Consider the following 19925-nt stretch of genomic DNA (forward strand, 5'->3'; position numbering starts at 1 on the left):
CAAATCCATGATCGGAAACTGGAACTATGGTACCGGCCGCCGCAAGAGCGCTGTGGCACGTGTCTTCATCAAGTCTGGCAAGGGCGACATCATCGTCAACGGCAAGGCCATCAACGAGTATTTCGCTCGTGAAACCTCGCTGATGATCGTGCGTCAGCCGCTGGAACTGACCAACCACGCAGCTACGTTTGACATCAAGGTCAACGTGGTCGGCGGCGGTGAAACCGGCCAAGCCGGTGCCGTGCGTCACGGCATCACCCGCGCCCTGATCGATTACGATGCAACGCTGAAGCCCGCCCTGTCGAAGGCAGGTCTGGTGACGCGCGATGCACGTGAAGTCGAGCGTAAGAAGGTCGGTCTGCGCAAGGCCCGCCGCGCCAAGCAGTTCTCGAAGCGTTAATCTGCTTCTCACTGCTTCAGCAAAGAACCACACCCTCGGGTGTGGTTTTTTGTTTTGAGCGCGCTAATCAAACGGTGTGATCTGTCGGACGCCTCGCTTACCCTTTGCAACAGCTCCGACATGTCGCCGAGACTACAATTCACGTTTCGTTTGCGTTTGATCCGTATGATGCAATCCGCAATTTGCTCTAAGCCGATTCTGATTCGCAGCGCGAGTCTAGGGGTGGCCGCATGAAGGCGCGTCGCTTGTTGCGTCGCGCTTCCGTGCTTGCCCCGAATGTTACGGTGCGCTCGCGCCTGCCGTGGCCGGTCACGGTGTTGCTGATTGCCGTGGTGATCGGCCTGGCCGCTGCCGCGGCGCTGTGGGCCTTTGAAGAAGGCCGCCGCCTGACGGGCCCGCACGACAGTGACTTGCGCACCATGAATCGCGAACTGACCACGAAGCTCGCCACGGTCCAGGCTGAGCGCGACAAGCTTGTCGCTGCCGCCGGCACTGCAGAATCGCGTGTCGGCATGGCGGAAGGCGCGCAAACGCAGATGGCCGAGCAGCTCAAGGCGCTGGAAGCCGAGAACGCGCAGTTGAAGGAGGACCTGGCCTTCTTCGACAGCCTGTTGCCCGCGCAGACGAGTGCCGCTGGCATCTATGTGCGCAGCTTCCGGATTGCGCCGGACGAAGCGCAGCCGACGCGCATGCACTTCCGCGTTCTGCTGATGCAGGGCGGCGGCAAGGCCTTCGCGCCGGTCTCGGAGTTCGAGGGGCAACTGGCGCTCACGCTGAATGTGGTGCAGGCAGGCAAACCTGCTACGATCGATTTCCCCGGTGCCGCGGCCGGTGGCGCGGGCGCTTCGGCGCCGGCGGCTACAGCGGCGGCCACACGCGTCAAGCTCACGCACTACCAGCGCCTGGAAGGTTGGGTGGATGTCCCACCCGGCACCACGGTGAAATCGGTGATGGTGAAGGTGTTGCAGAACGGCAAGATCAAGGCGAGCCAGAGTTTTTCCATCTGACGGGCGGGGGCCTGTCGGATCCGTACAAAGAGGAGTCGACGATGCTGTTTGGCAAGAAGAAGGGGCTGGCGATCGAAACGCTGCTGGGCGCCCACACCAAGCTGGAGGGGGATCTGCGCTTTTCGGGCGGCCTGCGGATTGATGGCCAGATCAAGGGCAACGTCTATGGTGATCCGGAAAAGCCCAGCATGCTGGTCATCACCGATACCGCGCGCATCGAGGGCGAGGTGCACGTCGGCCACCTGATCCTGAACGGCACGGTGGTCGGCCCGGTGCATGTGGCGGAGCTGCTGGAGCTGCAGCCCAAGGCGCGCATCGAAGGCAACGTGCAATACGCAGCACTCGAAATGCATCAGGGTGCGGTCGTCATGGGTACGCTGGCGCACTCGGCGCCCGGTGAAGTGAAGCTCTTGCCCAACCTCAAGCTCGCGTCCAATCAGGACTGATCACATGGTGGGCCAGCCGTTGCTGGCGCACCGCACAATATCCTCTTGAAACCCGGGGCTTCGGCACGATTTGCAGCTTGCGCTTAAAATACAGGCAAGTTTTAGACGTTCCCACAGGAGATTTTCATGAACGCAGTCGCGCAGGCAGCCACGCCCGATGTGAACGAGGTTCCGGCTCCGCTGGTCTTTACCGACAGCGCTGCGGACAAGGTCAAGCAACTGATTGAAGAAGAAGGCAACCCGGCGTTGAAGCTGCGCGTATTTGTGCAGGGCGGCGGATGCTCGGGCTTCCAGTACGGCTTCACCTTTGACGAAGACACCAATGAAGACGACACGACCATGACCAAGAATGGCGTGTCACTGTTGATCGACTCGATGAGCTACCAGTATCTGGTGGGCGCCGAGATCGATTACAAGGAAGACATCAACGGTGCGCAATTCGTCATCAAGAACCCGAATGCTTCGACCACGTGTGGTTGCGGCTCGTCGTTCTCGGTCTGACGCTCGCTTCGCCAAAGAAAAAGCGCACTTCGGTGCGCTTTTTTATCGCCTGCGGATTGGGCGATTACGCCGGATAGATCGCGCCGAGGATGCGGCCGCCTGATGCACCGGTCGCGGTATGCAGATTGCCGTGCGCGCGATGCACGCATTGGCGCGCCAGCCACGCAAAGGCCAGTGCTTCCACCTGATGTGCTGGCACGCCGAAGTCGTCCGTCGGGGCGATCGGTACGCCGGGCAGCTGCTGCGCGATGCGCGCCATCAGCGCACCGTTGTGCGCACCACCGCCGCAAACCAGCAGCGACGTCGCCTGCGGCGCATGCGCGCACACAGCATTGGTGATGGTGTCAGCGGTGAGCGCGAGCAGCGTAGCTTGTACGTCTTCGGGGCGCGCCGTGTTCAGCGTATCGCCGAGGGTTTGTTGCAGCCACGCTGGATTGAATAGATCGCGGCCGGTGCTCTTGGGCGGCTGCGTAGCGAAGAACGGCTCGGCCTTCAGTCGCGCGAGCAGCGCTGCGTCGACGTGCCCGGTGCGAGCCCAGGCGCCGTCGGCGTCGTAGCGGGTGCCCTGATGCTTGTGGACCCAGTAGTCCATCAGCGCATTGCCGGGGCCGCAATCGAAGCCGAGCACGGCGTCGCGCGCATCGGCCGCTTGTGGTGGCAGCACGGTCAGGTTGGCGATGCCGCCGATGTTGCAGACCACGCGCCATGCATCGGGCAGGCCGAACAACGCGCGATGCAGCGCAGGCACGAGCGGTGCACCCTGGCCGCCGGCAGCGATATCGCGGCTGCGGAAATCGGCGATGACGTCGATGCCGGTGCGCTCCGCCAGCACGGCGGCGTGCTGCGTCTGGCGCGTATAGCCGAGACCATCGTGCGCGCCGGGCTGATGACGGATCGTCTGCCCATGCGCGCCGATGGCCCGCACGTCACGCGGGGTCAGGCCGGTGGCGGTGAGCAGTTTGGCAACGCATTCCGCATAGACGGAAGCCAGCGCGTTGGCGGCCAGCGCTTCGCGGTGGATCTCGTCGTGGCCGGCGTGCTGCAGGTCCAGAAAGCGCTGGCGCAGCTCGGGCGGGAAGGGCACGTACGCGTCGGCCAGCACGGCCGGGTGCTCGCCGGAAAAGTCCGCCAACACGCCATCGACGCCGTCCAGACTGGTGCCGGACATCAGGCCGATATAGTGGTCACCGCCGCGGTCGCTGCGGGCAGAGGTGTCGTTGAGATGGCTCATGCGCGACAGCTTACCAGCGCAATGGCGGGCCGGACGGGCACATCACGGTAAAATCCCAGGATTGCGCGGCCGATAGGTTTTCATCGATGTCGGCCATCGTGCACGCACTGTTTTCCCGATTGTTGATCCGTTCGCGCCGTTTTCCATGTGCGGCGCGGTGACCTTTCTTTTTGCCATGACCGCATCTGACGCTTCCAACGCACCCGCATCCGACAACGCCACGCCGGGCAAACCCAAGTATCCGGTCACGCCGGAGGTGGCGCACGCGATGGAAGTCTCGCTGCGCGGCGTCGACGAGCTGCTGGTGGCTGCCGACTGGGAGCAGAAGCTGGCCAAGAGCGCCGCCACCGGCGTGCCGCTGCGCATCAAGCTGGGCCTGGACCCGACCGCGCCCGACATCCATATCGGCCACACCGTGGTGCTCAACAAGATGCGCCAGTTGCAGGATCTGGGGCATCAGGTGATCTTCCTGATCGGCGATTTCACGTCGACGATTGGCGACCCGTCTGGCCGCAACGCTACGCGCCCGCCGCTCACGCGCGAGCAGATCGAGGCCAACGCGCAGACCTACTACCGTCAGGCCAGCATGGTGCTGGACCCGAGCAAGACCGAGATCCGTTACAACAGCGAGTGGAGCGATCCGTTGGGCGCGCGCGGCATGATTCAGCTCGCCGCCAAGTACACCGTCGCCCGCATGATGGAGCGTGACGATTTCACCAAGCGCTACAAGGCCGGCGTGCCGATCTCGGTGCACGAATTCCTCTACCCGCTGATGCAGGGCTACGACTCGGTCGCGCTCAAGTCCGATCTGGAACTCGGTGGTACGGACCAGAAGTTCAACTTGCTGGTCGGCCGCGAACTGCAGAAGGAATACGGCCAGGAGCCGCAGTGCATTTTGACGATGCCGCTGCTGGTCGGGCTGGACGGCGTGGAGAAGATGTCGAAGTCCAAGGGCAACTACGTCGGTATTTCCGAGGCGCCCAACGAGATGTTCGGCAAGCTGATGAGCATCTCCGACGACCTGATGTGGACGTACTACACGCTGCTGTCGTTCCGCCCGCTGGCCGAGATCGACCTGATGAAGCAGGAGATTGCGCTGGGCCGCAACCCGCGCGATTGCAAGGTGATGCTGGCGCAGGAAATCATCGCGCGCTTCCACAGTCAGGCCGATGCCGAGCGCGCGCTGGAAGACTTCAACCACCGCGCACGTGGCGGTGTGCCGGACGACATTCCGCAGATCGAGCTGTCGGGCGCGCCGCTGGGCATCGCGCAACTGCTCAAGCAGGCGGGTCTGTGCCCGTCCACGTCAGACGCCAACCGCAACATCGAGCAGGGCGGCGTGAAGATCGACGGCACCGTCATCAGCGACAAGGCCCTGAAGGTCGACGCCGGCACGTTCGTGATGCAGGTCGGCAAGCGTCGCTTCGCCCGTGTGGTGCTGAAGTGATTGGACTGATCCAGCGTGTGTCCGGAGCGGCGGTCCGTGTCGACGGCCGCGTGGTCGGCGAGATCGGCCCAGGCCTGCTCGCGCTCGTGTGCGCTGAACGTGGCGACACCCCCGCCGAGGCCGATCGCCTGCTGGAGAAGCTGCTGAACTACCGCGTGTTCTCCGATGCGCAGGGCAAGATGAATCTGCCCGTGCGCAACATCGACGGCAACGGGCTGGCAGGCGGTTTGCTTGTCGTGTCGCAGTTCACGCTGGCGGCGGATACCAAATCCGGCACGCGGCCGAGCTTCACGCCGGCTGCGGCGCCGGAAGACGGCCGTCGCTTGTATGAGCACTTCGTGGCGCGGGCCCGTGCGCAGCACCCCATCGTCGCCACCGGCGAGTTCGGCGCTGACATGAAGGTGTCGCTCGTCAACGATGGCCCGGTCACGTTCTGGCTGCAGGTCGCGCCGCAAGTTGCGCGTGCCACTGCGCAGGAAGTTGCTAGAGACACTGCCAAATCTGTCTGACCCGTTTTTGAGAGCCCAGTGATGCCACGCGCCGCCGCCATCCCCATGCCGATGCCGCAAATCACCCACATCGTGCTTGTCCGCCACGGCGAGACCGACTGGAACCGTGAACGCCGCCTGCAAGGCCAGCTCGACGTGCCGCTGAATACGCAGGGGCTGGAGCAGGCCACGCAACTGGGCAAGGCGCTCGCCCGTGAACGCTTCGATGCGGTGTATGCGAGCGACTTGTCGCGTGCCAAGCAGACGGCGCAGGCGCTGGCGGACGAAGTCGGCGTGACCGTGCGCGATGACGCCGGCCTGCGCGAGCGCCACTATGGCCAGTTCGAGGGCCTGACCTATGCCGAGGTCGCCGAGCAGCATCCGGCCGAATTCGATGCGTGGCAGAACCGCGTACCCGAGTTCGCCCCGCCCGGCGGCGAGACGCTCACCGAATTCCACGAGCGTGCGGTGGAAACCGCCCTGCGCCTGATCCGCCGCCACCCAGGCGAGCGCATCGCGCTGGTCAGCCACGGCGGCGTGCTCGATTGCCTGTACCGCCACGCCAACGCCATGGCGCTCACCGCGCCGCGCCAACACGAGCTGCGCAACGCAAGCATCAACCGGCTCTCATCCGATGGGCATCAACTGACCGTGCTGCAGTGGGGCGATGTCGCGCACCTGGATTTGCTGGTGCTCGACGAGGTAGATCGGCGCGTTCCTTAACGCGCTAAGGCACGCGCTACACCTTCAGCCGGAACGGCGTGAAGTTCGTGTCGCGGTCGTAGTAATCCTCGTTCTCGGCGCGCTTGAGGAAGGCGACGACGCGGTAGGTGAGCGGCGTGGCCACGATCTCCCAGCCGGTCTTGAGGATGTATTGGGCGATGGCCACACGCAGCACCTGTTCGTGCGGCCAGATGCCGTAGAAGGCGATCACGTAGAACAGCGACGAATCCACCGCCTCGCCCACCACCGTGGACCCGACGATGCGCGTCCACAGCCATTTCCCTTCCGTCCAGATTTTCATCTTCGCCAGCGTGTAGCTGTTGGCGAAGCTGCCGCACCAGAACGCGATGAGCGACCCGGCGACGATGCGCGGTGTGTTGCCGAACACGTCGTTCAGGCTCTTCTGGTAATCGGCCATGAACGGCGCCACCGGCAGCGCCAGTACCACCAGCGCCATGAACGACGCGAAGATCAGCGCGGCAAAGCCGGCCCACACCACGCGCCGGTCGCGGCCATAGCCGTATACCTCGGTGAGGATGTCGCCGAAGATGTACGAGATCGGGAAGAACAGCACGCCCGCGCCAAACGTGACCGGCCCGATGATCGGCAGCGTCATTTGCGCCGCCTTGGCCGCGCCGATGAGGTTCGAGCACAGCAACACCGTCACGAAGGCAGCCATGACGAAGTCGTAGTAGCGGAAGTTGCGCTGAGGACTTTGCGTAGTCATGGCGGCGGGTGAGGCGTTAATTGTTGGCGTCCCAGAGATCGCCCTTGGGTGCGCCCAGCCCGAAATGCTGGTACGCCGAGGCTGTGGCGATGCGCCCGCGCGGGGTGCGCTGCAGGTAGCCCTGCTGGATCAGGTAGGGCTCGAGCACGTCTTCAATCGTGTCGCGCTCTTCGCCGATGGCGGCGGCCAGGTTGTCGATGCCGACCGGCCCGCCGTTGAACTTGTGCAGGATCGCTTCGAGCAGCTTGCGGTCCATCAGGTCGAAGCCGACCGCATCCACATCCAGCATCGCCAGCGCGGCATCGGCCACCTTGCGGGTGATGACGCCATCGGCTTTCACCTCGGCGTAGTCGCGCACGCGGCGCAGCAGGCGGTTGGCGATACGCGGCGTGCCGCGCGAGCGCTTGGCGATTTCCAGCGCGCCGTCTTCGGCGATCTTGGCGTTGAGCAGGCCAGCCGAGCGCGTGACGATCTTCGCCAACTCACTCGGCGTATAGAACTCCAGCCGCGCCACGATGCCGAAGCGGTCACGCAGCGGGTTGGTCAGCATGCCGGCGCGCGTGGTCGCACCCACCAGCGTGAACGGCTGCAGATCGAGCTTGACCGAGCGCGCCGCCGGGCCCTCGCCGATCATGATGTCGATCTGGTAGTCCTCCAGCGCCGGGTACAGGATTTCCTCCACCACGGGCGAGAGCCGGTGAATCTCGTCGATGAAGAGGACGTCGTTGGCTTCGAGGTTGGTGAGCAGCGCGGCCAGGTCGCCCGGACGCTCCAGCACGGGGCCGGAGGTCTGGCGCAGGTTGACGCCCATCTCGCGCGCGATGATGTGCGCCAGCGTTGTCTTGCCCAGGCCCGGCGGGCCGAACAGCAGCACGTGGTCCAGCGCTTCGCTGCGCTTCTTGGCCGCCGTCATGAAGATGTCGAGCTGGCCGCGCACCTTTTCCTGGCCGACGTATTCGTCGAGCAGCTTGGGGCGCAGCGCGCGCTCGAAGGCCTCCTCGTTGGGGGAGGCGGGGGAGGCTGAAATCAGGCGTTCAGCAGAGGCAGCCTTGGCGGCGAGCTTGTCGGTTTCGATCATGACGGGCAGACGGCACGGGATGGCCGCGAACAGGCCATTTTACCGTCTGCACGCCGTGCTGGCGTCAGCCTTTGGAGAGCGCCTTGAGCGCCAGCTTGATGCCTTCGGAGACACCCGTGCCGGCCGGCACCTGCTTGATGGCGAGCGCGGCTTCCTTGTCGGAATACCCCAGCGCCAGCAGGGCGTTGAGCACGTCCGCGGCGTCGTCGGACACGGCGGGGCCACCGGGCACTGCGCCCAGGTCCGCGCCGAGCTTGCCCTTGAGTTCGAGCAGCAGGCGTTCGGCGGTTTTCTTGCCGATGCCAGGGATGCGCGTGAGCCGCCCGGCTTCCTGCAGCGTGACGGCCTGCGCCAGTTCGGCCACTGACATGCCCGACAGTACCGCCAGCGCAATCCGCGCGCCAATGCCAGAAATCTTGATGAGCTGGCGGAAGGTCTCGCGCTCGGCGGCGGTGCCGAAACCGTAGAGCAGGTGCGCATCCTCGCGCACGATCTGCTGTGTGAGCAGGATAACGGGATGGCCGGTGGCGGGCAGGTTGTAGAACGTGCTCATCGGCACGTCGATCTCGTAGCCGACGCCGTGGCAATCGACCAGCAGGTGCGGCGGGTTCTTTTCGATCAGCGTCCCGGCGATGCGTCCGATCATGAGTTGAGTTCCTCCAAAACGGGACGCAGTGTAGCCGATGCCGGGCTGCGCCAATGCCTCAGCGCTTGAAGGTCGACACAGCCTGCCGCCCGATGGCGGGGTCGTCGGTAAAGAAGCCGTCCACGCCTGCACGCAGGAAGGCCTGGATCTCCGTGATCGAGCCGCTCACGTTGCGCGTGTTGTCCGCCCCGCTGCGCAGTGACGGCGGCAGGAACGTGTTCTCGGGGCGGAAGGTGTATGGGTGGACGACCAGCCCGGCGCTGTGCGCGTTGCGGATGAGGTCGGTCGGGTCGGTGAGCTTGCCGTTGGCATCGAGCCCCATGATGCTGCTCTTGTCCGGGCCGACGCCGTTGGCATACGCGGCGATGTCACGCATGCCGCGGCTGGTCATCATGTCGCCGTAGGTGCGGCTGTCTTTGGCGACCACGAAGTCGTACGGTTGCCTGCCGGACGTCCCCATCAGTTGCACGAGCCGCCAGTTGGGCTGACTGCCGCCGATCCTGTTGCGGATGGCCTTGAGGTTCGCCACTTCGAACGACTGGATGTACACCGTGGTCCGGCTGGCCGTGAAGGCGTCGCGGCGCAGGCCGTCGATCAGCCTGTCTTCCAGCGGCAGGCCGATCGACTGGAAGTACGTCGGGTGCTTGGTTTCCGGATAGATGGCGATGTTGCGGCCGAGCCTGGCGGATTGGTCCCGCGCCAGCGCAACGATCTCGTCGAGCGTGGGGATCTGGAACTGGTCGTTGTAGACGACGTTGTTGGGGCGGATGTTCGGGATGCGCTCGCGTGCACGCAGCGTCTTGAGTTCAACGAGGGTGAAGTCCTCTGTGAACCAGCCGGTGACGCTCTGGCCGTCGATCGTCTTGGTGGTCTTGCGACCGGCGAAGGCGGACATGTCGGCCACGTTGGTGGTGCCGGAAATCTCGTTCTCGTGCCGCGCCACCAGCACGCCGTCCTTGGTGGAGACGAGGTCCGGCTCGATCACGTCGGCGCCGTCGTCGATGGCCTTCTGATAGGACGCCAGCGTGTGTTCGGGTCGCAGTGCCGAGGCGCCCCGGTGGCCGATCACCTGGATGGTGGTGATGGGCGTGGTGCCGCCACCGCCGCCGCCATTGTTGCCGCCGTGGTTGTATTCCGTCCTGCAGGCGGACAGCGCAACGATTGCAGTCAGGACAAGCGGGCTCAACTGGGCAAGACGGTGCGACATCGGGGGCTCCCGGAAACGGACTCCCCGCATGGTAGTCGCGGTGTCGTGAGGGGGCTACCCGCAGGCTTTGAGAATCCTGTCAGCCGACCAGGCGCCCGCGCCGTACGCGCAGGCCCTTTTGCGCAAGCTGCGGTGCCAGCCCGGCCATGGCGGCGAGCGTCTCACCGCCGTGTGCATGACAGATCGCCACGCCCAGCGCGTCGGAGGCATCCGAGCCGGGTTTGCCTTCGAGGTTGAGCAGGCGCACGACCATCTCCTGCACCTGATCTTTGTTGGCGCGGCCGTAGCCGACCACGGCCTGCTTCAATTGCAGCGCGGTGTATTCGAACACCGGCAGGTGGCCGCTCATCAGCCCGCAGATCACCGCGCCGCGCGCCTGGCCCAGCAGCAAGGTCGATTGCGGGTTGACGTTGACGAACACTTTTTCGATGGAGGCGCAGTCGGGTCGGTACGTGCTAACCAGTTCGGCAACGCCGTCGTACAGCGTCTTCAGGCGGCTGGGCAGGTCGGCATTGCCGTTGCTCTTGATCGTGCCCGAGGCCACATAGACGAGCTTGTGGCCGTGCCGTTCGAGCACGCCGAAACCCGTGGTGCGGAGGCCGGGGTCAATACCAAGAATGCGCATGAAAGATGAGCTGAGAAAAGAAAAACGGGGCAAGGCGCCAGTTTACGCCTTGCCCCGCTGATCGGGAGAGCCGCCGTGTTGCTTAGTGGCGGAAGTGACGCGTGCCCGTGAAGATCATCGCCACGTTGCGCTCGTCGGCGGCGGCGATCACCTCATCGTCACGAACCGAGCCGCCCGGCTGGATCACGCACGAGGCGCCGGCGTCGACCACCACGTCCAGGCCATCGCGGAACGGGAAGAACGCATCCGACGCCACGGCCGAACCGGCGAGCGTCAGGCCGGCGTTCTGCGCCTTGATGCTGGCGATGCGGGCCGAGTCCACGCGGCTCATCTGGCCGGCACCCACGCCCAGCGTCATGCCGCCGCCGCAGAACACGATGGCGTTCGACTTGACGAACTTGGCGACGCGCCAGGCGAACATCAGGTCATCCATTTCCTTCGGGGTCGGGTGGCGCTTGGTGACCACGCGCAGCTCGCTCGGCTGCACGTTCTTGGCATCCGGGCTCTGCACCAGCAGACCGCCGCCAACGCGCTTGAAGTCATACGCGTTCACGCCCTTGCCCAGCGGAATTTCCAGCACGCGGACGTTCTGCTTGGCCGCGAACACGGCGCGCGCGCCTTCCGTGAAGCCCGGGGCGATCAGCACTTCCACGAACTGCTTGGCGACGATGTGTGCGGCCGCTTCATCCAGCGGCACGTTGAAGGCGATGATGCCGCCGAAGGCCGAGGTCGAATCGGTCTTGAAGGCCTTTTCGTACGCTTCCTGCGCGGTGCCGCCGATGGCCACGCCGCACGGGTTGGCGTGCTTGATGATCACGCATGCAGCACCCTTGGCCGGGTCGAACGACTTCACGCATTCCCACGCAGCATCGGCGTCGGCGATGTTGTTGTACGACAGTTCCTTGCCCTGCAGTTGCTTGTAGGCAGCCAGTGCGCCGTCTGTGGCTTTGAGCTCGCGGTAGAAGGCGGCGGACTGGTGCGGGTTCTCGCCGTAGCGCATTTCCTGCACCTTGTCGAAGGCGAGGTTCAGCGTTTGCGGGTAAGCGCTGCGCGTGCTGTGCGACTTGTCGGCGCCCAGGCTCGTCAGGTAGTTGGTGATGGCGCCGTCGTACTGCGCAGTGTGTGCGAACACTTTCTTGGCCAGCATGAAGTTCGTTTCATAGCCGACGGTGTTGTTGTTGGCCTGCATTTCGGCCAGCACGGTGGCGTAGTCCGCCGGGTCAACGATGACCGTCACGTCGCGGTGGTTCTTGGCCGCCGAACGCAGCATGGTCGGGCCGCCAATGTCGATGTTCTCGATGGCGTCGGCCAGCGAGCATTCGTCCTTGGCCACGGTCTGCTGGAACGGGTACAGGTTCACCACCAGCAGGTCGATGGTCGGGATGCTGTGCTCAGCCAGCGCGGCCATGTGCTCGGGCAGGTCGCGGCGGGCCAGGATGCCGCCGTGCACCTTCGGGTGCAGCGTCTTGACGCGGCCGTCGAGCATTTCCGGAAAGCCCGTGTAGTCCGCCACTTCCGTCACGGGCAGGCCGGACTCAGCGAGCAGCTTGGCGGTGCCGCCGGTGGAGAGGAGCTTGACGCCGCGCGCGTGCAGGGCACGGGCAAAGTCGACGATGCCGGTCTTGTCGGAAACGGAAAGCAGGGCTTGCTGGATCATGGTGAAAATACCGGTAGGCCGGTGAGCGGATGTGGCACTGGGTTTGTACCCCTGGCGCCGTCGGAAAGGAAATCGGTTCGAAGCCGGAACGCTATCTCAGTTACGTCAGAGCAGCCCGTGCTGTTGCAACTTTTTGCGTAACGTATTGCGGTTGATGCCGAGGTAATCGGCGGCCTGCGACTGGTTGTTGGAGGCCCATTCCATGACGGTTTCCAACAGCGGCCGTTCAATGGCCTGCAGCACCATGTCGTAGACGTTGGACGGGTTCTCGCCATCCAGGTCGCGGTAGTACGTATCCAGGCTGTCGCGGATGCAGCGTTCGATCGGGTTGCGGCTCATGCGGCAAGCAGTTCCTTGTTGTCGTTGTTGTTGCCCGTCGTGGGGCGCTCGCTGTCGGTGGCTTGGTCTTCATAGACCAGTCGATCAGACAGCGCGCGCTGTTCGTCGAAGAATGCGTTGACCGCCGCCAACTGGGCTGCGGTGTCTTCGATCGTGTTCATGCGGTGGCGGAACAGGTTGGCCCCCGCCAACCCGCGCGTGTACCAGGCGATGTGCTTGCGTGCGGTGCGCACGCCCGTGTATTCGCCGTAGAACGCGTAGTGCTCTTCCAGGTGCGTGTTCATGATGCCGCGGATCTCTTCCACCTCCGGCGCCGGCAGCAGCGTGCCGGTTTGCAGGAAATGATCGATTTCGCGGAACAGCCACGGGCGCCCCTGCGCCGCGCGACCGATCATGATGGCGTCTGCGCCAGTCACGGCCAGCACATGCTTGGCCTTGGCCGGTGTGGTGATGTCGCCATTGGCCACCACTGGAATGCGTACCGACGCCTTGACCGCGGCGATGGTGTCGTACTCGGCATCGCCGTGGTACAGGTCGGCACGTGTACGGCCGTGCACGGTCAGCATGCTGATGCCAGCGTCCTGCGCGATGTGCGCGACCTTGAGCGCGTTGCGGTGCTCGCGGTCCCAACCGGTGCGGATCTTGAGCGTGACCGGCACGCGGTCGCCCACGGCACCGACCACCGCCTCGACGATGCGTTGGACCAGCGGCTCATTCTGCAGCAGGGCAGAGCCCGCCGCCACGTTGCACACCTTTTTGGCCGGGCAGCCCATGTTGATGTCGATGATCTGCGCGCCGCGATCGACGTTGTAGCGCGCGGCCTCGGCCATCATCATCGGCTCGGCGCCGGCAATCTGCACAGAGATCGGCTCGACTTCGCCTTCGTGATTGGCACGCCGCATGGTTTTCTCGCTTTTCCAGAGCTGCGCATTGGACGCGACCATCTCGGACACCGCATAGCCCGCGCCCAGCCGCTTGCAGAGCTGGCGGAACGGGCGGTCCGTCACGCCCGCCATGGGGGCGACGAACAGGTTGTTGCGGAGGGTATGCGGTCCGATCTGCACGGTGCGTGATGCGTGGCTAGCGATGGAGAAACGAAAAACAACCCCTTCCGCCCGGGTCGGTTGACACATTGGGCGGAGCGACGGGGGTAAAAAATGCGAGGACGGGATTTTACCGCCAAACGGCCGAATTGCCTAAATGTTGTGCACAAACTATGCCGCAGTGCGGTCGGCGAGGGCGTCGCTGTCGAGGCAGTCGTTATTGGAACCGTTGCAGACTGTAGGGGCCGGCGTCGATGAACGGCGCGCGTCCGGCCACCAGATCGGCGATCAGTCGGGCCGTGCCGGGGGCGCCGGTCATGCCGAGGTGGCCGTGGCCGAAGGCAAAGAAGACGTTGCGATAGCGCTCCGAGCGATCGATCACGGGCAGGCTGTCCGGCAGGGATGGCCGGTGGCCCATCCAGGCGCTGTCGTCGGCAAACGTGAGGCCGGGGAAGAGCTGCTGGCCCTGTCTCTGCAGGACGTTAGCGCGCCGGTAATCGGGCGGGGCGTCCAGCCCGCCGATTTCCACCGTGCCGGCAATGCGCAGGCCGCCTTCCATGGGCGTGGCGATGAACTTGCGTTCGCAATCCATGATCGGCCGCGAGGGCTGCACGGTGGGCGCGCGCAGCATGGTGTGATAGCCGCGTTCAGTATCGAGCGGGATGCGGATGCCTGTGAGTGTGGCGCCCAGCCGCATCGACCATGCACCCGCACAGAGGACGAGGGTGGAGGCGGGCAGCGTGCCGCAGTCTGTATAGAGCCGCGTCGGGCCTTGCGCGTCGAATGCGAAGTCGAGCACCTTGCGCCGCAGGACCGTGCCGCCTACGGCCACGAAGTTGGCCGCCAGCGTTTTTACCAGCCGTTCCGGATTGCACGTGAAGCCGTTGTCGGGCAGCAGTAGACCTGATTGGATGTCGGGGGCGAGCGTGGGCTCGAGTTCGCGCGTTTCGCCTGCGCTTAGCGATTGGGAGCGCACGCCCGTCGCGTCGCGAATCGACTGCGCCAGCAGATCGCCCGACGAGCGCGCCAGCGTGCGCCACACATACAGGTGGCCCGTCTGGCGGATCAGCCCGTCATATTGCGCGGCATCGAGCAGGCTGCGATAACCGGGGAAGGTCGCGCCAAAGAGATTCGCCAGCGGCTGTGCGGTGGCGCGGGCTTGCGCCTCGTTGCCGGCGCGCACCCATCGCAACAGCCAGGGCAGCGCTCGCGGCAGATAGGGCCAGCGCACCGTCAGCGGGCCCATCGGATCGGCCAGCCATTTCGGTACCTGCATCAGCATGCCGGGCAGTGCCATCGGCACCACGGAGGCCACGCTCAGGCAGCCGGCGTTGCCAAACGAGCAGCCTTCGCCAACGCCAGCCTGATCCAGCAGGGTGACCTGGTGTCCATCGCGTTGCAGTTGCAGTGCGCACGCGGTGCCGACAATGCCGGCACCCACCACGGTGATCTGCACGCGCTAGCCCCGCTGCCCGAACATCATCTGCCGTGCCAGCCCGTGCTTGAGCGGCGGCAGGCATTCCAGCAGCGTGAGCGCCGCGCCGCGCAGGTGGCCGAACGGCCGGCCCGGGATGGCAAACGCGCGCGGCAGCAGATCGGTCAGGCCGATGGTGACAGCGCGGTCGAATGCGCGTTCGCGGGCGAAGCGTGCCAGTGCGGCGGGCGTTGCCGCATCGCGCAGCGCACGTGCCATCTCGAACGCATCGCGCAGGCCCAGGTTGAAGCCTTGGCCGGCGACGGGGTGAATGGTCTGCGCGGCGTTGCCGATGGCAGCGACACGGCGATCCACCGGGATGCGCTGCGCATGCAGCCCGAGCGCGAAGGTGTGGCGCGGGCCGACCTGCGTGAAGTGGCCCATGCGGTCGCCAAAGGCGGTGCTCAGTTCCGTGAGGAAGGTGTCTTCCGGCAAGCCTGCGCGGCGGCGTGCCTCATCGGGTGAGCAGCACCAGACGAGCGCGTAGCCGGGGCCTTGCGCGTCGTCTTGCGGCAGCAGCGCGAGCGGGCCTTCATTGGTGAAGCGCTCCCACGCCCAGCCTTCCAGTGGCGCCGAGCAACGTACGTGCGCGACGATGGCGGTCTGGCCGTAGTCACGGCGGCGTGCATGCGAGAGGCCACCGGCCTGCTTGCGTGCATCGTCGAACAAACCGCCTTCGGCTTGCACGACGATTTCGGTTTCGATGGCGAGCGGATGCCGACCTTCGCGTAATGCCCGCACGCGTGCCGGGGCGACGGTGCCATCGGCGCGCGGCAGTTGCTCGACGCGCTCGACCGGCGTGTGGTCGTAACGCGTCAGGCGATTCGGGTAGCGCTGCATCTGTGCGGCGAGCGCGGTATTGAGCGCGGCGCTCAGGTCGCCGTATTGCACGACATGGCCGAGCGCAGGGACGTCGTAGTCTTCGCGGCGGATATGCGCTTGGCCAAAGTGGCCGCGCTGCGAGACGTGGATGTGCGTGATGGGCGTGGCGCGCGCCGGCCAGCCGCCAATTTCCTGCAGCAGCACGCGTGAGCCGTGCGACAGCGCCAGCGCGCGCGGGTCGCGTGCGGCGGCTTCCGCATCGCGCGCATCGAACAAGGCGATGTGCCAGTCGGTATCGCGCAGCAGCCAGTTGGCCAGCGCCAACCCCACGGGCCCTGCGCCGACGATGGCGACGTCGAAGTCCGGGGCTGTGGCGATCGTGTCCGTCATTGCTGGCCTCGCATCACCGCTTCGATTTCGTCAGCGGCCACCGGCACATCGCGCGTGATGATTTCGCAGCCGTTGGGCGTGACGATGGCGTCGTCTTCGATGCGGATGCCGATGTGCCAGTACTGCTCGGGCACGCCTGCCGCGGGGCGCACGTAGATGCCCGGCTCGACGGTCAGCACCATGCCGGCTTCGAGCGGGCGCCACGGGCGTTCGCCCTGCGCAGGCGCGGCGCCGGGCGTGCGGTATTCGCCTACGTCGTGCACATCCATGCCGAGCCAGTGCCCGGTGCGGTGCATGTAGAACTGGCGGTACTGGCCGCCGGCGAGCACGTCGTCGAGCGTGCCGACCTGGTTGGCATCGAGCAGGCCGGTGTCGAGCATGCCCTGGGCCAGCACGCGCGTGGCGGCGTCGTGCGGCACGTTGTAAGGCACGCCGGGGCGGGTCTCGGCAATGGCCGCTTCCTGCGCGGCCACCACGAGTTCGTACAGCTCGCGCTGCGGCCCGGTGAAGCGGCCGTTGACTGGGAAGGTGCGCGTGATGTCCGACGCGTAGCCGTCCAACTCGCAGCCGGCGTCGATCAGGCAGAGGTCGCCGTCGCGCAGTTCGGCGTTGCCGGCGCGGTAGTGCAGTACGCACGCGTTCGGGCCGGTGGCGACGATGGAGTTGTAGGCGACGCTCTGCGCCCCGTGGCGGCGGAATTCGTACAGCAGTTCGGCTTCGAGGTGGTATTCGCGCAGACCGGCACGCGAGGCCTGCATGGCGCGCACGTGCGCCCCGGCGGAGATGCGCCCGGCGCGGCGCATGATGTCGAGTTCGCCCGCGTCCTTGAACAGGCGCAGCTCGTCGAGGATGGCGCGCACGTCGAGCGCCTGATGCGGCGACGACACGCCCGCGCGGCCCTGCATGCGCACGGCGTCGAGCCAGCGGCGCATGCGGCGGTCGAACGTGCCGCTCTCGGCCAGCGGATAGGCCACGGCCGCCGCGTTGGCGAGCAACCCCGGCAAGGTCGCGTCGATGTCTTCCACGGAATGTGCTTCCTCCAGGCCGAAGGCTTCCTTTGCGGCTTCGGGGCCGAAGCGGAAGCCGTCCCAGATTTCGCGCTCTTCATGCTTGGGGCGGCAGAACAGTACGCTGCGTGCGGGTTCGCCGCCGGCTGGCACTACGATCGCGAGCACCGCTTCGGGTTCGGTAAAGCCCGTCAGGTAATAGAAATAGCTGTCGTGCCGGTAGGGGTAATCGCTGTCGCGGTTGCGCATGGCTTCCGGCGCGGTCGGCACGATGGCCACACCGCCACCTGCCGCGCGCAGCCACTGCGCGACGCGCTCGCGGCGCTGGCGATAGGTCTGGAGGAAGGCGAGTTCAGTGGCGGACATGGCGTGGATTCCGGGCGGCAGATAGATGCGCCGATTGTAACGCCGCCCCATTCGCGGCACTTTGCGCGGGGTGGGGGTCACACCCAAAAGGAGACTTGTGGCGTGGGTGTCGTCTCTCCTAAAGTCTCGGGCGGACTTGGTCGATAAATCCGGATTGTCACGAATCCCTCGTTTGCGACGCACGCCCGCGTGTGGCACGCCGCATTGGATCGGCCTGTCCTGGAGAACCGATGCTTGCCAGCAGCTACAACCCCCTTCTTGTCCTTCTTTCCCTCTTTGTGGCCATCCTGGCGTCGTATACGGCGCTGGATATGGCGGGCCGGGTCGTCACTGCGCAGGGCCGCGCCGCGTTCTGGTGGCTGATCGGCGGCGCATCCGCCATGGGGCTGGGCATCTGGTCGATGCACTTTGTCGGCATGCTGGCCTTCAGCCTGCCGATTCCGCTTGGCTATGACGTATCCATCACACTTGGCTCGCTCGCCATTGCCATTGCTTCATCGGCATTTGCACTGTGGCTGGTGAGCCGGCGCGAACTGCCATGGCTGCGGCTGGTGGGTGGCGCGCTGCTGATGGGCTCGGGCGTGGCCGGCATGCACTACGCCGGCATGGCCGCGCTGCGCATGACGCCGGGCATTCAGTACGACCCCGCGATCTTCGCGCTGTCGGTGGGGGTGGCGGTGCTGGCTTCGGGCGTGGCGCTGTGGATTGCCTTCCGGCTGCGGCAACAGTCGCAGCGCGTGCGTGCGCTGCGGGCCGGATCGGCCGTGGTGATGGGCGTGGCGATTGTCGGCATGCATTACACGGGCATGGCTGCTGCTGCATTCCCGTTCGGCAGTGTGTGCGGCGCGGCGCATACCGGCGCGAGTGCGGAATGGCTGGCGCTGGTCATCATCATCGTCACGCTGGCGGTGCTGGCGATTGCGCTCATCATCTCCGTGCTCGACCTGCGCATGGAGGCGCGCACCGCTGTGCTGGCGCACTCGCTGGCGGAAGCCAACCAGGAGCTGGCTTACCTGGCGCTGCACGACAACCTGACCAAGCTGTCCAATCGCCTGCTGTTGGAAGACCGCCTGAACCAGGCGATCCGCACGGCCGACCGCGAGAAGCGCCACTTCGCGCTGATGTTCATGGACCTGGATGGCTTCAAGGCGATCAACGACGTCTACGGCCACCATGTGGGCGACCTGCTGTTGATTGACGTGGCGCAACGCATCGTCGCGCGCGTGCGGCAGCAAGACACGGTGGCCCGCGTAGGCGGCGACGAATTTGTCGTGCTCGCCTACGTGGACGATCCGCAAGACGCCGGTACGCTGGCCGATGCGCTGCTGGAGGTGGTGCGCGAGCCGTTCATGGCGGGTGGGCACGAACTGCGTGTGTCGACCAGCATCGGCATCTCCATGTACCCCGGCGACGGCGGCAACCAGCACGACCTGCTCACCAATGCCGATGCGGCCATGTACCACGCCAAGGGCCTGGGCCGGAACGCCTACTGCTTCTTCGAGCCGTCGATGAACGCCAACGTGCACAAGCAATTGCAGCTTGTGCAGGACCTGCGCCTGGCGATCGATCGGAATGAACTCGTGCTGCACTATCAGCCGAAGTTTCACGCGCCCAATGGCCCGATCCTCGGCGTAGAGGCGCTCGTGCGCTGGCAGCATCCGGTGCGCGGGCTGGTCTCGGCGGACGAGTTCATCCCGCTGGCCGAGAAGACCGGCCTGATTGTGCCGCTGGGTGCGTGGGTGCTGAACGAAGCCTGCCGCCAGATGGCGCAGTGGCACAGCGAGGGGCACACCACGTGGAGCGTCGCCGTGAATCTGTCCGCGCTGCAGTTTGCCCACGCGGCGCTCATCGACACGGTGCGTGACGCGCTGGCGCGCCATGCGCTCGACGCACATTGCCTGATGCTGGAGATTACCGAGTCGACCGCCATGCGCGATGCCGATGCCAGCCTGCACATCCTGCAGCAGCTCGACGCCATGGGCGTGCGCATCTCCATCGACGATTTCGGTACCGGCTATTCCAGTCTGCTGTATCTCAAGCGCCTGCCAGCCAGCGAGCTGAAGATCGACCGCGGCTTCGTGCGCGACCTGGCGCATGACACCGAGGATGCGGCCATCGTCTCGGCCATCGTGGCGCTGGGCCAGACGCTGAACCTGCGCATCGTTGCCGAGGGCGTGGAGACGGCCGAGCAGCAGGCGTTCCTCACCCGGCTCGGGTGCGATTCACTGCAGGGCTACCTGCTGGGCCGTCCGATGACGGCTGAACTGTTGAGCGCCACAACGACGTCGCCGTTGCCCTGAC

The 19925-nt window shown here is 65.6% G+C and carries 20 protein-coding genes; 8 read left to right on the forward strand and 12 right to left on the reverse strand.

The window, feature by feature from the left end; translation table 11 throughout:
* Positions 1-7 precede the first annotated feature (7 nt).
* The 4 genes from rpsI (at position 8) to erpA (ending at position 2354) form a co-directional block, all read left to right on the forward strand.
* On the forward strand, positions 8-400 hold the full coding sequence (gene rpsI / locus PI87_RS18205) for a 30S ribosomal protein S9 (RefSeq protein ID WP_004633190.1): 393 nt from the start codon (positions 8-10) through the stop codon (positions 398-400).
* A gap of 230 nt (positions 401-630) precedes the next feature.
* A complete protein-coding gene (locus PI87_RS18210) occupies positions 631-1407 on the forward strand; it encodes a DUF6776 family protein (protein ID WP_039599123.1) in 777 nt (258 codons plus the stop codon).
* A gap of 41 nt (positions 1408-1448) precedes the next feature.
* Entirely contained in the window at positions 1449-1853 is a 405-nt protein-coding gene (locus tag PI87_RS18215) for a bactofilin family protein (protein WP_039599124.1), read from the forward strand.
* 126 nt (positions 1854-1979) lie between these two features.
* Positions 1980-2354, forward strand: a complete 375-nt coding sequence (gene erpA / locus PI87_RS18220) for an iron-sulfur cluster insertion protein ErpA (protein WP_039599125.1) — start codon at positions 1980-1982, stop codon at positions 2352-2354.
* A gap of 64 nt (positions 2355-2418) precedes the next feature.
* Here the strand turns inward: erpA and PI87_RS18225 are convergent, their stop codons facing one another.
* Entirely contained in the window at positions 2419-3585 is a 1167-nt protein-coding gene (locus PI87_RS18225) for an anhydro-N-acetylmuramic acid kinase (protein WP_039599126.1), read from the reverse strand.
* A 175-nt stretch (positions 3586-3760) separates the two neighbouring features.
* Here PI87_RS18225 and tyrS point away from each other — a divergent pair, with 175 nt between their 5' ends.
* Genes tyrS through PI87_RS18240 form a run of 3 tightly spaced genes read left to right on the forward strand, consistent with a single transcriptional unit; the run spans position 3761 to position 6243 of the window.
* Complete coding sequence (tyrS, locus tag PI87_RS18230; RefSeq protein ID WP_039599196.1) at positions 3761-5032, forward strand: tyrosine--tRNA ligase; 1272 nt, start codon at positions 3761-3763, stop codon at positions 5030-5032.
* Positions 5029-5541, forward strand: coding sequence for a D-aminoacyl-tRNA deacylase (gene dtd / locus PI87_RS18235; protein WP_039599127.1), 513 nt, complete (start codon positions 5029-5031; stop codon positions 5539-5541). Before tyrS ends, dtd begins: the two co-directional genes overlap by 4 nt.
* Positions 5542-5562: 21 nt before the next feature.
* The gene (locus PI87_RS18240; RefSeq protein WP_039599128.1) at positions 5563-6243 is read left to right on the forward strand and encodes a histidine phosphatase family protein; all 681 of its coding nucleotides are present in this window, start codon (positions 5563-5565) and stop codon (positions 6241-6243) included.
* Positions 6244-6259: 16 nt separating this feature from the next.
* Here the strand turns inward: PI87_RS18240 and PI87_RS18245 are convergent, their stop codons facing one another.
* The 11 genes from PI87_RS18245 to PI87_RS18295 all read right to left on the reverse strand — a co-directional run bounded on the left by PI87_RS18245 (position 6260) and on the right by PI87_RS18295 (position 17624).
* Positions 6260-6970, reverse strand: coding sequence for a queuosine precursor transporter (locus PI87_RS18245; RefSeq protein WP_039599129.1), 711 nt, complete (start codon positions 6968-6970; stop codon positions 6260-6262).
* Between the two features lie 16 nt (positions 6971-6986).
* Positions 6987-8048: a Holliday junction branch migration DNA helicase RuvB gene (gene ruvB / locus PI87_RS18250; protein WP_039599130.1), complete on the reverse strand. Its 1062-nt coding sequence runs from the start codon at positions 8046-8048 to the stop codon at positions 6987-6989.
* A gap of 64 nt (positions 8049-8112) precedes the next feature.
* Positions 8113-8694, reverse strand: coding sequence for a Holliday junction branch migration protein RuvA (ruvA, locus tag PI87_RS18255; RefSeq protein ID WP_039599131.1), 582 nt, complete (start codon positions 8692-8694; stop codon positions 8113-8115).
* Between the two features lie 58 nt (positions 8695-8752).
* Positions 8753-9901 (reverse strand): glycerophosphodiester phosphodiesterase, encoded by a 1149-nt coding sequence (locus PI87_RS18260; protein ID WP_039599132.1) that lies wholly within the window; start codon positions 9899-9901, stop codon positions 8753-8755.
* A gap of 79 nt (positions 9902-9980) precedes the next feature.
* A complete protein-coding gene (gene ruvC / locus PI87_RS18265) occupies positions 9981-10526 on the reverse strand; it encodes a crossover junction endodeoxyribonuclease RuvC (protein WP_039599133.1) in 546 nt (181 codons plus the stop codon).
* A gap of 82 nt (positions 10527-10608) precedes the next feature.
* Positions 10609-12183 carry a bifunctional phosphoribosylaminoimidazolecarboxamide formyltransferase/IMP cyclohydrolase gene (gene purH, locus PI87_RS18270; RefSeq protein WP_039599134.1) on the reverse strand — a complete coding sequence of 525 codons (1575 nt, stop codon included), beginning with the start codon at positions 12181-12183 and terminating at the stop codon, positions 10609-10611.
* Positions 12184-12288: 105 nt separating this feature from the next.
* Positions 12289-12522 (reverse strand): Fis family transcriptional regulator, encoded by a 234-nt coding sequence (locus PI87_RS18275; protein WP_021196530.1) that lies wholly within the window; start codon positions 12520-12522, stop codon positions 12289-12291.
* A complete protein-coding gene (dusB, locus tag PI87_RS18280; protein WP_039599135.1) occupies positions 12519-13586 on the reverse strand; it encodes a tRNA dihydrouridine synthase DusB in 1068 nt (355 codons plus the stop codon). Before dusB ends, PI87_RS18275 begins: the two co-directional genes overlap by 4 nt.
* A 196-nt stretch (positions 13587-13782) precedes the next feature.
* Positions 13783-15021, reverse strand: coding sequence for an NAD(P)/FAD-dependent oxidoreductase (locus PI87_RS18285; RefSeq protein ID WP_039599136.1), 1239 nt, complete (start codon positions 15019-15021; stop codon positions 13783-13785).
* A 3-nt stretch (positions 15022-15024) separates the two neighbouring features.
* Positions 15025-16251: a UbiH/UbiF/VisC/COQ6 family ubiquinone biosynthesis hydroxylase gene (locus PI87_RS18290; RefSeq protein WP_039599137.1), complete on the reverse strand. Its 1227-nt coding sequence runs from the start codon at positions 16249-16251 to the stop codon at positions 15025-15027.
* The gene (locus PI87_RS18295; protein ID WP_039599138.1) at positions 16248-17624 is read right to left on the reverse strand and encodes an aminopeptidase P N-terminal domain-containing protein; all 1377 of its coding nucleotides are present in this window, start codon (positions 17622-17624) and stop codon (positions 16248-16250) included. The genes PI87_RS18290 and PI87_RS18295 overlap by 4 nt, the downstream gene beginning before the upstream one ends.
* A gap of 230 nt (positions 17625-17854) precedes the next feature.
* On the opposite strand from PI87_RS18295, the gene PI87_RS18300 reads away from it, so the two are divergent.
* The gene (locus tag PI87_RS18300; protein WP_039599139.1) at positions 17855-19924 is read left to right on the forward strand and encodes a putative bifunctional diguanylate cyclase/phosphodiesterase; all 2070 of its coding nucleotides are present in this window, start codon (positions 17855-17857) and stop codon (positions 19922-19924) included.
* Position 19925 lies beyond the last annotated feature (1 nt).

This window comes from Ralstonia sp. A12, from assembly GCF_000801955.1.
Taxonomy (GTDB): domain Bacteria; phylum Pseudomonadota; class Gammaproteobacteria; order Burkholderiales; family Burkholderiaceae; genus Ralstonia.